A 14,850-nucleotide genomic window follows, 5' to 3' on the forward strand; every position below is an offset into this window, starting at 1 on the left:
ATAGGCCCTTGCCCGTCGGACGTGAAGTCTGCCGTGCATCCTGAACCTGGATTTTTGATTTCACTAAGCTGCTGCACAGCCGCCCTATGCTTTCCCGGGAAGATCTAATAGTTTTTTGAGCTGCCCCTCGTTGAGCAGCTGTGTGGTTTTGAATCTGCCGTTATAGAAAACGGCCCAGTTATTAAAGACACAGGGAACGGACTTTGCTTTTTCCAGGGTGTCTACTTTGATCAGGTTGAGCGGGAGATTGTTCTGCTGACAATAAGCTGTGACCTGCTCGATACAATTTAGTATATAGGGGCATTGGGGGCTGTAATAAATGGTGAGCGCGTTGCTTTCGATACACAGTGATTTTGCGCTGTCAGTAAAACGCGGAACGGTCCCGTCAAGGGATAAGGCCAGCAGCTCATAGTCTGCACCGATGGTGTCCACGGTCTTAAAACCATTTTTAGCAAAAAACTGCTTGTCGGATAAATAGGGCTTTTTCTTTTTCGAACTGACAACACAGATGCCGGACTTGCCGGTTTGCCTTGCGTCCTCCAGACAGGAATTCAATAACCCGGCCCCGTATCCTTTTCCTTTGAAACTACCGGCAACCCACAGGCAATAAATATAAAGATAATGATCCCCTTCGATAGGGACCCAGGCTTTTTCTAAAGGGGCATATTCGATAAATACCTTGCCCCTCTCATCTAACTTCCGGAAAACATGTCCTTCGGAAAGCTGTTCTTTTAACCAGGCTCTTTTTGCGTCTACACCCGCCTGGTGTTTTTTGTCTGCAATTGCGCAGCAGAGATGTTCCTGTTCTATAGTTTCGTTGCTGATCGTAATAAAGCTCATGTTCTGCCTCCTGAAAGAATAAAATGTAGAAATAAGACAAGATGTGGGCGGTACGCCTGCATAGTGTGAATTTCCTCTGTACTGTTTTGGGTTTCCCTTATCTTTCTTAGTATAACATATTTAATATGACACCCTCATGTCCAAATATATACTTTTATTGTTTGAAACTTGAATGATCTTTCGGAAAATAGAAGTTGAATATTACATAATGTGAAATGAACTGGTGAGACGATAGATACACCCTTTTATAAATTCCAAAATGGAAGTAAAGTCTTTAAAAGATTTAATTATGGCAAAAAACTATTGAATTAGGTGAAAAAATGTTAGAAAGAGAAAGCAAATCTATTTAACAGAAAGAACTCATTTCATAATGCGAAATAGAATGTTTTGCATATATATAAAAATATTGTATATATTATACAAAAATGCAGGCAAGGACAAACGAAAACAACATAAAAATATGTATAAAATGCTGTTTATATCAAAAATTCTGAATATTATTGACAAAATATGAAAAAAGTATAATAATAAAAGCGTAATATCATTACGCATTGTGAAATAGAAAAGGAGGAGACAAAGGAATGATGCGGGAAAGTGAGTTAAAGAAGAAACTACGAAATGGAGAAGCTGTGAGCCTGGTGTTTTTGGAATCCACGCATCCTGGTACGGCAGAGACGCTGGCATTGGCGGGATGTGATATTATCTGTATTGATAATGAACATGGATGCTTCAGCTCAGAACAGATCTCCAACACTGCCAGAGCGATCACAGCACTGGGCAAAGCGGCTATTTTAAGAACCACCTGCTGTGATCCCAATGTGATTGCCCATTACATGGACTGCGGCCTCAGCGGAATATTTGCCACCATGGTAAAAGATGCGAAGGCCTGCCAGGATGTCATCAACGGGGTAAAATTCGCGCCGGTCGGGAAGAGGGGAGTTTGCTTTAACAGCAGAGCGGCCCACTTCGGAATGCACGGCATGAGCGTGGAGGACTATCTGAACTGGTGTAATGATAACACCGTGATCATGGTAGATGTGGAGTGCGTATCGGCCATTGATGATCTGGATCACATTATCGCACTGAAAGACATCGACGTCGTACATACCGGAATGTGGGATCTGGCCAGTGCTTACGGGCACTACGGGCACCCGGAACATCCGGAAGCCAAAAAGATCAATGATGATGCGGTTGCCAAAATTATCAAAGAAACCGGAATCTGCTGTGCTTACGCACCGGACGCGGATGCGGTGCCGGATGTGATCGCCAGGGGATTCCGCATGATAAATCTGGGCGGGGAATATGACTTTATCGCGAATCACGTGAAAGCCTGTCAGGCAAAGATCGATGAATACAATGCTTCCTTGAAACATGCATAAACTTGAATGAGAAAAGGAGAATAGTATGGAATTTGTTATTGGGGTTCTTCTGCTTTTAACATTTGTGTGTCTCGTAGTATACGCCGTCAAGGGCGGCAATATGGCACTGGGTGTTCTGGTTATGGCCACCCTGTGGGCAATCTTCGCGACAGTGGGACATTATTTTGCCAGCGATTCATTTTTAAGCGCCAATGAAGGAATTGCGTCGCTGTCGGTCATGTCGGTTATAGAAGAGGTGTTCCAGAACGCGTTTACGAATAACGGCGCGAATACGATCCTGTTTTTCTTCGGCGCTTTCTTCGGCAGAGTTCTGCTGGATACCGGTATCGCGGCGGCACTGATCCGGAAAACCGTGGAGCTGGGCGGCGACAAGCCGGTTATCACTTCTGTGCTGCTGTCCGTAGTGGTTGCAGGTATTTTCAGCAGTATGTTCGGAACCGGCGCGGTAATCGCCATCGGAGTAATCGTACTGCCGATCCTGTTATCTCTGGGAATCAACAAGCGGGTGGCGCTGACCTCCTTTATGCTGGCGATCGGCGCAGGTCTGTATATCAATGTCCTGCCCTTTAACCAATACCAGATCTACTATGGGGATGACAGCTATGTCTACAACGGACCGTTCCTGAAATTTGGTATTGCAGCATTGATCGTTCAGCTGGTGGTCTGCATTGTCTACACCATTATCGCGTCTAAGAAAAAGAAAGCCGTATCCCACGCGTGGGCGGCACAGACAGTAGCTCCGCAGGAGAAGAAGGTACCGGGAATCGCTCTGTTGATTCCGTTCCTTCCGGTAGCTATGGTTATTATTTTAAAGATTCCGATCTGTTTTGCCTTCCTGGTTTCGGCATTTCTGGCGCTGTTGGCCTGCGGCAGGCTGACCAGTTTTACAGAGACCGCGAGAGTGATCACTAAGAACTTTAACGATGGGGTGATTGATACCGCGCCGCTGCTCTGCTTTATGATGTTCATCCAGGCGTTCAACAAGGCGGCCAGCATCTGCGCACCGTATTTCCACGCGGTACTGGGCGGCGTGATTCCGAAGTCAGTCATCGGCATCTGTATTCTGTTTGCCGTATTCGCGCCTCTGGGACTGTTCCGCGGACCTCTTACCCTGGCAGGCTCCGGAGCGGCTATGCTGGGAATCTTAAAAGGTCTTGGATTCAGCACGATTATCCTGTATCCGCTGTTCTACGCACCGACTATGACCATGAATATATCCTGCTGTATTACCCAGTCCTGGATCGTGTGGGGGTTGAATTACACGAAAAATGAGAGTAAGGATTATTTAAAACACAGTATACCGTGCGGTTGGATTATCTGTATTGTGCTGGCTGTCATTACATACTTTATGTTTGGATCTATGGCATTCTAATTGGATTCAAAGAGAATCGTACCGGGGCATTCCGTTTCCCGGCTGTCAAAACAGTAAGCGGAATGCCTGGTATCTGTGGTAAAATAATTATATGCCGCAGTAAATGCGGCACTGGAGGAAATACGTAGAACGTATACCTGAATAAAGCCGCAGTAAATGCGGCACTGGAGGAAATGCGTAGAACGCATACCTGAATAAATGCCGCAGTAAATGCGGCACTGGAGGAAAGCATGAGCGACAGACTAGTAAGAATAGGGATTGACGTGGGGGGGACGCATACGAAGGCGGTGGCGATCGATAATACCACCCACGAGATCATCGGAAAATCCTCGGTCAAGACGACCCATGACGATAAAGCCGGTGTGGCGGCCGGAGTTGTTCAGGCGTTTCAAAATTGTCTGGCTGATAATGACATCAGGCCGGAGGAGGTTATCTTTGTAGCCCATTCCACCACGCAGGCCACCAACGCTTTGGTAGAAGGCGATGTAGCGAAGGTGGGGATCGTCGGAGTGGCCGGAGGCGGGCTGGAGGGATTGCTGGCGAAAAAACAGCTGAAAATCGCCGACATCGATATAGCCGCCGGGAAAGTGATTGAAATATTTAATACCTTTATCAAAAAGAAAGAGCTGACCGATGAGAAGATCAAAGAAGAGCTGAACAGCCTGAAGGGACAGGGAGCCCAGGTAATGGTGGCTTCCATGGCTTTTGGGGTGGATGACAGTGAACAGGAGAAGCGGATCAAACATATAGCGAAAGAAATGGAACTGCCTTCCACGGCGGCGGCGGATATCACGAAGCTGTACGGACTGACCAGAAGAACCAGGACCGCGGCCATCAATGCCAGTATCCTGCCGAAAATGCTGAATACGGCCACCAGTACCGAACAAAGCGTGCGGCAGGCAGGAGTCCAGGTCCCGCTTATGATTATGCGCGGAGACGGCGGTGTGATGGAGATCAATGAGGTGAAAAAACGCCCTATCCTAACCATGCTGTCCGGTCCGGCCGCTTCTGTCATGGGTTCCCTGATCTATCTGCGGGCATCCAACGGGATATATTTTGAAGTGGGCGGGACCACAACCAATATTGGAGTGATCAAGAACGGGCGTCCTGCTATCGATTATTCCATCGTTGGCGGCCATAAGACCTACATCAGTTCCCTGGATGTGCGCGTGTTGGGATGCGCCGGCGGCAGTATGGTGCGGCTGAACAAGTCAGGTGTGATCGATGTGGGTCCCAGAAGCGCCCATATCGCCGGGCTGGACTATGCGGTCTATACCGATATAAAAGAAATCGAGGAGCCGAAGCTTAAAATGTTCTCGCCGAAACCCGGAGACCCGGCAGACTATGTGGCTGTTCAATTAAAAAATGGCAAACGGATCACCATCACCAATTCCTGCGCGGCGAATGTGCTGGGCCTGGTAGACCCGGAATATTTTTCTTATGGAAATGCAGAAGCGGCCCGAAAAGCCATGGCGCCAGTGGCAGAGTATCTCGGGGTCACGGTGGAAGAACTGGCGGCACAGATCATGGAGCGGTCATACCGGAAGATCGAGCCGATCATTCTGGAACTGGCGGAAAAATATAAAGTGGAAACCGAACAGATTTCCCTGGTGGGAGTCGGCGGAGGAGCCGCGGCACTGATCGTCTATTTCGCGAAAAAGATGGGAGTCCAGTACAGCATACCTGAGAATGCCGAAGTGATTTCCTCTATCGGCGTGGCGTTGGCCATGGTCAGAGACGTGGTGGAACGGATCATTCCGAACCCGTCTGCAAATGATATACGCAACATTAAGCTGGAAGCTATAAACAAAGCTATTGAAAGCGGCGCTACCCCGGAAAGTGTGGATGTCCATATCGAGATCGACTCCCAGACCTCCAAGGTGACGGCCATCGCTCTGGGGTCCACCGAGGTAAAGACTGGAGATCTGATGTCGGAGTGTTCGGAAAAGGAAGCCCGGGAAATCGCAGCGAAGGATTTTGGGGATCAGGTAAAAGACATAAAACTTCTGACCTCCAACGAGCATTTCTATGTATACAGCGGAGTGAAGGAAAATAAGAATCCGATCAGGATACTGGACAAAAAAGGCTTTATTAAAGTTCAGCGGACTGACGGGGATGCCATGACGGTCAAGGTAAAGGACTATCAGGATGCGGTCAGGAATTATTATGAAAATATAGCGACCTACAATGCGGACAGCATACTAAGGCCGGACTATTATATATGCGTTGGCGGGAAGGTAGTGGATTTCAATGGAACCAACGATCTGGACCAGATTCTGATGCTGATGGATATCGAGATTTCTATTTTGGATGAAGAAGATGAGATCCTGTTGGTGGGCGCGAGAAATCAATTATAGTACCAAACCGCACACATGGAGGGAAATAATGGGAGAAGGATTGTTTAAACAAATCGGGAATTTTTATATGAAGAGATATCAGGAAATGGCAGTGCCGGAACTGGCTATGGAGAGGCTTTCGCTGGAAGAAATGTGCCGGTATCTGCTGGATGTGCCCGCTGCCACCTGGGGAGCCTACGCCTTTGCCCGGGAGAAAATGCGGGACCGCCTGAGTGGGGAACAAAGAGAGACGCTTGCAAAGCAGGCAGCTGCCTGCGGGGCCGGATACGCCGAAAGCTTCATGGAACAGTATCAGACGGCGGACCCGAAGGCTCTGGCCAAAACTCTGGGGCTGCAGGTTACCTGTCCGGAAACACCGGAGAAGGGAACACAGGTGCTCTTTGCCCAATTTACCGAGCCGGATCTGATAGAAGTTTATCAAGACTGCCTGACCAGGGCAGATCAGGTATTCCGGCAGGAAAAAATAGATGAGCTTATAGAGATAGACAAAATTCCCGATATTCTTCTGGCCCATGAGATCTTTCACTGGATCGAAATGACTCATCAACAGGACATCATAACAAGAAATACAACGGTGGTGCTTTGGAAAATAAAAGCACTGGAATATAAAGCGCACGTCCAGTGCCTGAGTGAGATAGCTGCAATGAGTTTTGCGAAGGAGCTGCTGGGGCTTGAATTCTGGCCTTATGTGCTGGATGTGCTTTTGTCCTATCCGTATAATCCGGATGCGGCCCACGCGCTGTTCTGGGAAATCAGAAAGAGAAACGAAGAGAAGGAATGTAAAACAGGCGCTTAATTCGGGGGAGCTCTCGTTGACAAGATATTACAGAAAAGTGTATAATCTGTATATTATAAGGGTTTATGCACTTATTGAAGGGAAATGCCATGTCATCGAATCCACCTATCCAATCGTTAAACAGAGCCATAGATATCATAGAGTTCTTATACCATTGCGGGCACGAAGCCAGCATCAGCGAGATCAGTGAGGGGACCGAGCTGTTTGGCAGCACGGTTTACCGCATGCTTTCCACTCTGAAAGCCAGAGGATATGTTTACCAAAATGAGCAAAATGCGAAGTATGGTCTTGGCCTGCGTTTGTACACCATCGGCAAGACCGTCAAGGAAAACATCCCATTGGTGAATGTATTTCAGAATATGGCTGTCAGGATCGCGGAAAAGTATCAGGAGACGGTCTACGTGGCGATTCCGTCGTACCAGTCTCCGGCGATTCCCCAGCATGTGATCGCCCTGAAGGTATGCCGGAGTGAATATGTGCCGCGCAATGCCATCGAGGAAGGCGCCATCGTACTCAGTCATACCAGCGCCCTCGGCAAATGCCTGATGGCTTACAGTGAGGAGGCGGTTCTGCAGGAATACCGCAAGCATCCGCTGGTCAAGCTCAAGCCGAATACGCTCACGGATTGGGAAGCATTAGACGGAGAGTTTAATACCATACAAAATAATGGATACGCAATCGAACTTGAGCAGGAAAGCGATGGACAGACCTGTATCGCCGTTCCCGCTCTGGATCACAATCGGCAAATCCTGGCGTCGATCGGTCTGGCCGGGCCTATGAAGAATATTTTCCAGTATACGATCAACAGCATCGTGGAAGATCTGTATAACATTGTGGGCCAGGCGAAAGAATTGATCTGACAGAAATGCTGATGCGCCATAAGAATTGGTCTGGTATGAGATTCAATCCGGCAGAAGTATGAGTCTGTCAAAAGCTCGATCCGGCATTATTTGGTCTGTCAAAACAGTTAGCTTAACGCGAGATATCTCCGGGCCCTGCGGCGTGACACTGCAGGAAGTCCGGCAGCTTGGCGGCATGCCGCTGTTTCGCGGAGTTCGACGATTTGGCTGACTGGTAAATCCCTGCAGGATCTGTTCTGTATATTAACGCTGCCTGTTATTTCTTCTCACAGCTAAGGCTGTGGATCTACTTTTCGTTTTTATCACTACTCTGAGATTCTAATATTTTACGGATGGTAATCCAATCTTTTATTTCCCAGATACATTTCATGGTCCGGTATCAGGTACCAGTCGGACTCTGGCCGGACAGGATTCGTTTATTATTTTGGATACCCTACAAGTGTTGAATTTATGAGAAAGGAAGAAATGTTTATGAGATGTTATGCGTCAGAGGGCGGAGGACGGGTTTTTGTGATCCGTCTGAACAAAGGTGATCTGCTAAGAGAATCCATTGAACAGGTTATTCGTGAACAGGGAATCAAAGACGGTACGCTCGTCTGTGGATACGGTACGCTGGACAGATGTACTCTGCACATGATCCATACCATTGACCGTTTTCCGGCAGAGGAGGATTTCCCGGCCTGGCAGGATTATCCGCTGGAGCTGGTATCCATGACCGGTATCATTGCCGATGGGGAAGCCCATATTCACGCCGTGGTCTCTGATAAAGAAAAAGCGGTGGGCGGCCATCTGGAACCGGGATGCCGTGTGATCTACCTGGCTGAGATCGTTATATATGAACACAGAGAGCTGCATTTGGTGCGGCGGCCGACAGAGTGGGGACCGCTGGCGCTGGAACCAAAGAATGCCGGGTGATTTAAATTACATATCTGAAATTAGCCGCAGTAAATGCGGCACAGGAGGAAAGCGCAGAAGCGCATACCTGAATTTGGCCGCAGTTAATGCGGCACTGGAGGTAATTATGATTACGGGAAGTATTTTAAGGGAGAAGGATTATGGATATCTGACCGCCCGCATCCATAAAGCGGTACGATATCTGAAAGACCACAACTTGTGTGCCATGGAGGACGGTACCTATGAAATAGACGGTGAAGAAATCTATATGATGCTGCAGAGTTTCCGTGTCGAAAATCCTATCGATGCGGCATTTGAGACACATAGGAAATACATCGATATCCAATATGTATTAAAGGGAGAATTGGAACTGCTGATAGAGGACCGGTCTGGGCTCACACCGACTGGAAGATATGATACAGAGCAGGATGTACAGTTCTATGAGCCACGGGAGAATGCTGCCCATGTGAGGCTGTCAGAGGGAGAAATGGCGATCCTGTTTCCGGAGGATGCCCACAAGATGATCTGCTTTCCCCAAAATGGTGAGACTGTCCGGATCAGGAAAGCTGTAGTTAAAGTTAGAGCCTAAATGAAAGCAATGGAAGTCTAAATGAAAGCAACAGAAGCCTAAATGAAAGCAACAGAAGCCTAAATGAAAGCAACAGAAGCCTAAATGAAAGCAACAGAAGCCTAAATGAAAGCAATAGACGTCTAAATGAAAGCAACAGGAATCTAAATAAAACCATCAGGTGAGAATATGATAATCGAAAAACTGGAATCTGCCGGAACATACGGCTGGATGGGTCAGGAGCTTGCCAAAGCGCTGGACTATCTGAAAAATACAGACCTAAAAACGCTGCCTTCAGGGAGAGTGGAAATTGACGGCAGCCGAATGTTTGCAGTCGTACAGGAGTATAAAACCTCTGGTGAGGAGGAAATAAAATTCGAAGCACACCGCGCATATCTGGATGTTCAGTACATAATTGAGGGAACGGAGAAAATTCTCGTCAGTAACATTGAAAATTTCCATGAGGAGGCTGTCCCTTATCATCCTGAGGAAGACATCGTGTTCTACCAGGAGACGCCAAAGTCGGTCGCTTTGATTCTGCAGGAGGGAGACTATGCGGTGTTTACTCCCGAAGACTGCCATAAAACCAGATGTGACGTGAATGGAAAAGAGAAACAAGAAGTAAAAAAAGTGATCGTCAAAATTAGGGTACAAAAAGATCAGGAGGAAGTCAACATGGGACAAAAAATGGGAATCCATCATCTGGCTGTCCGGGTGAAGGACTTTGAATCGGCAAAAGCGTTCTATACCGAAGGGGTGGGCGGCACCTGCTATGCCCAATGGAACCATCCGAAAGGATTTCCTGCCTGTATGATCCGGCTGAACGCAGGAGGGATACTGGAAGTTCTGGGAGAAGGCCGGGAAGATCTTCCTGAAAATTTCGAGGAGCGAAACGGCTGCTTCATTCACCTGGCACTAATCGTGGAAGATGTAGAAGCCGCGGTGGAACGTGCTCTGGAATATGGAGCCAGATTAAAGGGAGAAATCAAAGATGTGGATATCCCAGAGCCTATGCATCTGGGAGCCGTCTATGGACCGTCAGGAGAAATCGTGGAGTTTTTGAAATACCGTGAGGAATCTATAACTGTAAAAGCTGATTAACCCGGCAGGTTTGCGGTACGTGCCAAACGACCATGCGGCATACAACATACAACGGCATGGGCGTTTGGCAAGTTCAAACTTCAGGATTATGATATACAGCAGGCCAAACGCCATTTCGATAATCAGCATATTGAATACCATGTGGAGTTTTTCAGAAACGGGTTGAATGCGATAGTGAAAATGTGGCTGGCCGGCGGCTGTAAAGAAAGTCCCGAAGAGATGGAGAAAATTATCCGAAGTGAATATCAGGGACGTGCTGAATTAGGATAAAACTCCGGTGCTGCCTGATAGTTCTGCTGATGTATGCTTAGCACGAGCGGTGATATAGCGGGGATAGAATTTTGATGGAACGGGTTTGCGGTTCCTGTTTCTGTCTGGTGAATACCGCAGTCTATTACAATTACCCCCTTTGTTACAGTCTCAAACCGGCCTGTACATGGTCACTGTGTATACGGCAGACCGGATTCATAGCCGGTTTTTCGTGAATATGGATAGCTTAAGAACAGGAACCGCAATATAAATATAAAAAAATTACAAAAAGTTCTTGACATCCGTGAATAACCATCTTATAATGTGATCATGAAAACCATTTCATTATAAAAAATAAATAGGCCAGAAAATTTATATTTTTTTAGCCATAAAATCCATTTCATGATTTTAAAGATATAAAAATAGATTATTGACCTAAAATGGCTATAAAGATAAAGAATGGTCATGAAATAGATTTCATGAAAAGACTAAAAAAGTAGACATAATTGATGAAAAAAGTTTATTTTTTGTTAATAAAAAGGATTTCATGAAATTGAAGGAGAGACACAATGAAAGCATTTGATTTGACTTGTAATGGACAGATGAATTCCATACAGATCGAAGACGGGGCTCCGGTATTCGGCTGGAAACTTCCGGCAGAGGATGCGGCGGCACAGTCATCATATCAGATCCGATTATACCAGGAAGATACCGAATCGAATGAGTGGAGAATGATCTGGGATTCCGGGAAAACAAAGAGCTGCGAGAGTATCCAGAATCCCTATCGGGGGGAAGAGACGCTTAAATGTCTCAGTACATATCGGTTTGAAGTGAAATTCTGGAATGAGTTGGATGAGGAATCGGAGTGGAGTGATACGGCACAGTTCGAAACCGGATTGATGGGAAGAGGATGGAAAGCGGACTGGATCGGCTGCGACGAAGATAACGGGAACCCCTATGATCCCAGCCGGACATTTTACTGCGCGGACGATTTTGAAAAAGGCAGCAACCAATATTATCTTCCGCCGCTCCCATACATGAGGCATGAGTTCCGGGCCGATAAGAAGATAAAAAAAGCCAGAATCTACATGGCCGCACTGGGACTTCTGGAAGTACAGATAAATGGCCGGAAAGCGGGAGAGGACCTCTTCGTACCGGGATTGTCAGACTACAAGCACACGGTATACTACAGGGCTTATGATGTTACCGACCTGGTCCGCGAAGGGGAAAACGCAGTCGGGGTGATCCTGGCGGATGGCTGGTATGCCGGGTATATGGGGTTAACTTCCAGAGAATGGTATGGAAGCAAACCACGTGCAATGGTACAATTGGAGTTGTGTTTTAGCGATGGTACGGCCAAGACCATAGTGACCGATGGAAGCTGGAAAGCCTCCTACGGAGCGTTGCTGGAGAGTGACATCTTCCAGGGGGAAACCTATGACGCGAACCGGGAACTGACAGGATTCTCAGAAGCGGGATTCGATGACCGCGGCTGGATACCGGTGGTTACGGGAGATGAGCGGGCCGAGGGCGTATATCCGATAGCACATCCGGGTCCTCCGGTAGTGGAACAGGAGAGAATCCCTCCGGCAGAGACTGTCGTTTCGGAAGAGCACAGCATGATCCTGGATTTCGGCAAGATATTAACCGGTGTCGTGGCACTGAAATTAAAAGGTCCGAAGGGCGGTAAAGTGACGATCCGGCATGCGGAAATGCTGGATAAGAACCGGAAGCTCTATCTGCGGGGCAACCGATCCGCCAGATGCCTGGACACCTATATCTTAAAAGGAACCGGGGAAGAGAGCTGTCAGCCCCGTTTCACCTATCACGGCTTCCGCTATGCCGAGATTATTTTGACACCGGGAGTAGAGATCACGGAAGTACGTGCGGTCAGGATCAGCACGAAACTGATAAAGCCTACGGAATTTCACTGTTCCAATGAGACCGTAAACCAGGTGTTTCAGATTATAAAAAACACGCAGCTGTGCAATGAATTCGAAGTGCCTACGGACTGCTGCGCCAGGGATGAGAGGCTGGGCTGGGGGACAGAGGGGAACCATTTCACCTATGCCATGAGCTATTTCAGCCATCAGGAAGCCTTTATCCGGAAGTGGACCACGGACATCTGGGATGGCCAGCACGAGGACGGCGGGCTGGAAGCCATCGCCCCGTCGATGATGATGAAGGATATCGAGCAGTTCGTGGGAGACCTTCAGTCCAATCATGGTATTCACATGCTGTACGCGCTCTGGCAGATGTATGGAGACATCCGTACCTTCCGCAGGTATCAGAGCCAGGCAGAAAAATATTTTGAATTTCTGGAAAGAAATGCGGATCGGCATATCCGGTTCGCAACCGGATGTGACTGGCTGGGAATCCTGGAAGATACCGGCCACTCAGATACCCTGCACGGTTACGGAGACGGATCGGCCGGTATGATCGGTACCGCTCACTACGCGGTGGCAGTCTGTATGATGCAGAGGCTTTTAAAAGCCGCGGGAGAGCCGGAACGGGCTGAGTTTTACGGAAGGCTTTATGAGGAGATCCGCAGGGCATACAGCCTGAACTTTATCGCCCGGGACGGATCGCTGAGGAGAGGCGGCCAGGGAGACTATGTGATGGCGCTGGCAGCGGGACTGATTCCGCCGGAGTACGAGCATCAGGCAGTGGATCATCTGATCCGGGAGCTTACAAAAGACGGCTATGTACGCTGGAAAGGCGGTACATCCACCAGCCCCTACTTCTTATATGTGATGAGAAAATACGGGAAAACAGAAATTGCCAACCAGTTTTTAAGTTCCGTCCGCTATCCAGGCATTGGCTACATGATTGCCATGGGTGCCACCGCCGTGTGGGAACGCTGGGATGCCCTGTTTGAGGACGGGACGATGCACCCGCAGCCAATGAACGCCTGGAGCCACATCGGTTTTACCACAGTGGGAGAGTATCTGATCAGCGGTCTGGCTGGTATCGACGCGGCAGCACCCGGATTCCGGAGGATACTTGTGAAGCCGGGGCCATCCCGGGAAGTCACGCAGGCACAGGCGGCTCTTTGGAGTAATTACGGCGAGATCGCCGTGGATTGGATATGGGAACAAGGACGGCTGAAGCTTACCTGTAAGATCCCGGGTAATACAAAGGCACAGATTCTTTTGCCCTCAGATCAGGGAATACAGACCTATGAGGCGGGCGCGGGTATACATGAATACGAAACGGTACTGACGGAGATACCCAAAAACTAGTATTTCAAACAATAGGTATTAATGCTATATGCATTCAATATAAAACAGAAAAACAAACAAAAAGTCCAAGGGAGGCAAAACAGATGAAGAAAAAACTATTAAGTGTATTGTTGTGTGCAGCTATGGTGGCTACCATGATGACGGGGTGCGGATCGAAAGAAGAACCGGCTGCAGCACCTGCTGAAGAGACCAGCGCGCCGAAAGCAGACGCCACAGAAGCTCCGGCAGATACGACCGGAGGTGACGAAGGTTCCGCCGAAGGAAAAGCTTATAATATCGGCTACAGCAATATGCAGTTAAAAGAAGATTTCTTCATTACGGTAGAAGGCGGAATTCACAAAGCGGCGGAAGATGCCGGATATGTATACAATACGACGATTTCCGACCGTGACGCTACCAAGATGAAACAGAACATTGAAGCACTGGTAACCAAAGGCGCAGACATCATCATCGACTTTAACGTTATGGCTGAAGCAGGTTCTGCGATCGCTTCTGACCTGGCCAAAGAAGACATCCCGATGCTGAGTGTAGACTGTATCTATGACGGAGCTTACTTCTTCGGTGTCAACAACCTGGAAGCCGGTGAGATCCTGGGACAGACAGCCGCTGAGTATGTAGACTCCAAATTCGGCGGAGAACTGGAATATATCGTAAATGTATACGATGCGGCTTCCGGTGATGAGATCAAAAAGAGAAACGACGGTGTGGTAAATGTCCTTCAGGAGAAATACGGCGTGCCGGATGACAATGTGGTATGGCTGGATTCCAAACAGGACGATGTAAAATCCCAGACCATGACAAAAGACTGGCTCAACTCCCATCCCGACGCCACGAAGATCGTAATCGTAGGACAGAATGATGACAGGGGTTACGCAGCCAACGCAGCGGTAGAAGGCGAGAGCAGAAAAGATGACTGTATCGTAGTTTCCCACAACGCTGACCCGGCTCCCATTGAAAATCTTCAGAAACATGTGGAGGACAAAGATACCGCATGGGTGGCTACCGCTTCCTACAACTCCCATCTGTACGGCGAGCAGATCATGGACATGGCTACCAAGATCCTGAACGGAGAAGAAGTAGAGCAGAACGGATACACCAAAGTGACGATCGTAACACTGGACAATGTAAATGAATACGTAAAAGACAGAGACGCTGCGATTGCCGCAATGCAATAAGCAAGAAGGTTAACCGG

The 14,850-nt window shown here is 48.1% G+C and carries 12 protein-coding genes; 11 read left to right on the forward strand and 1 reads right to left on the reverse strand.

Going from position 1 to position 14,850, the window contains the following annotated elements; genetic code table 11:
* Window positions 1-84: 84 nt before the first annotated feature.
* Window positions 85-840 carry a GNAT family N-acetyltransferase gene (locus tag ABC831_RS01950; protein WP_343246613.1) on the reverse strand — a complete coding sequence of 252 codons (756 nt, stop codon included), beginning with the start codon at window positions 838-840 and terminating at the stop codon, window positions 85-87.
* A 581-nt stretch (window positions 841-1,421) separates the two neighbouring features.
* Here ABC831_RS01950 and ABC831_RS01955 point away from each other — a divergent pair.
* From ABC831_RS01955 to ABC831_RS02005, 11 genes are all read left to right on the forward strand, one after another.
* Entirely contained in the window at window positions 1,422-2,219 is a 798-nt protein-coding gene (locus ABC831_RS01955) for an HpcH/HpaI aldolase family protein (RefSeq protein ID WP_343246614.1), read from the forward strand.
* 25 nt (window positions 2,220-2,244) lie between these two features.
* Window positions 2,245-3,591 (forward strand): citrate transporter, encoded by a 1,347-nt coding sequence (locus ABC831_RS01960; RefSeq protein WP_343246615.1) that lies wholly within the window; start codon window positions 2,245-2,247, stop codon window positions 3,589-3,591.
* Window positions 3,592-3,821: 230 nt separating this feature from the next.
* Entirely contained in the window at window positions 3,822-5,948 is a 2,127-nt protein-coding gene (locus ABC831_RS01965) for a hydantoinase/oxoprolinase family protein (protein WP_343246616.1), read from the forward strand.
* A 67-nt stretch (window positions 5,949-6,015) separates the two neighbouring features.
* On the forward strand, window positions 6,016-6,744 hold the full coding sequence (locus ABC831_RS01970) for a hypothetical protein (RefSeq protein ID WP_343246617.1): 729 nt from the start codon (window positions 6,016-6,018) through the stop codon (window positions 6,742-6,744).
* Between the two features lie 65 nt (window positions 6,745-6,809).
* Window positions 6,810-7,604, forward strand: a complete 795-nt coding sequence (locus ABC831_RS01975) for an IclR family transcriptional regulator (protein ID WP_343246618.1) — start codon at window positions 6,810-6,812, stop codon at window positions 7,602-7,604.
* Window positions 7,605-8,075: 471 nt separating this feature from the next.
* On the forward strand, window positions 8,076-8,519 hold the full coding sequence (locus ABC831_RS01980) for a PPC domain-containing DNA-binding protein (protein ID WP_343246619.1): 444 nt from the start codon (window positions 8,076-8,078) through the stop codon (window positions 8,517-8,519).
* A 106-nt stretch (window positions 8,520-8,625) separates the two neighbouring features.
* Window positions 8,626-9,087 (forward strand): NanQ anomerase/TabA/YiaL family protein, encoded by a 462-nt coding sequence (locus tag ABC831_RS01985; protein WP_343246620.1) that lies wholly within the window; start codon window positions 8,626-8,628, stop codon window positions 9,085-9,087.
* A gap of 168 nt (window positions 9,088-9,255) precedes the next feature.
* Complete coding sequence (locus ABC831_RS01990) at window positions 9,256-10,167, forward strand: YhcH/YjgK/YiaL family protein (protein ID WP_343246621.1); 912 nt, start codon at window positions 9,256-9,258, stop codon at window positions 10,165-10,167.
* A 93-nt stretch (window positions 10,168-10,260) separates the two neighbouring features.
* Window positions 10,261-10,437, forward strand: a complete 177-nt coding sequence (locus ABC831_RS01995) for a TetR-like C-terminal domain-containing protein (RefSeq protein WP_343246888.1) — start codon at window positions 10,261-10,263, stop codon at window positions 10,435-10,437.
* A gap of 548 nt (window positions 10,438-10,985) precedes the next feature.
* Window positions 10,986-13,658, forward strand: a complete 2,673-nt coding sequence (locus ABC831_RS02000) for a family 78 glycoside hydrolase catalytic domain (RefSeq protein ID WP_343246622.1) — start codon at window positions 10,986-10,988, stop codon at window positions 13,656-13,658.
* A gap of 83 nt (window positions 13,659-13,741) precedes the next feature.
* Window positions 13,742-14,833 (forward strand): sugar ABC transporter substrate-binding protein, encoded by a 1,092-nt coding sequence (locus ABC831_RS02005; protein ID WP_343246623.1) that lies wholly within the window; start codon window positions 13,742-13,744, stop codon window positions 14,831-14,833.
* The last annotated feature ends 17 nt before the right edge of the window (window positions 14,834-14,850 follow it).

Origin of the sequence: Diplocloster hominis (genome assembly GCF_032380655.1) — a bacterium.
Lineage (GTDB): Bacteria > Bacillota > Clostridia > Lachnospirales > Lachnospiraceae > Diplocloster > Diplocloster hominis.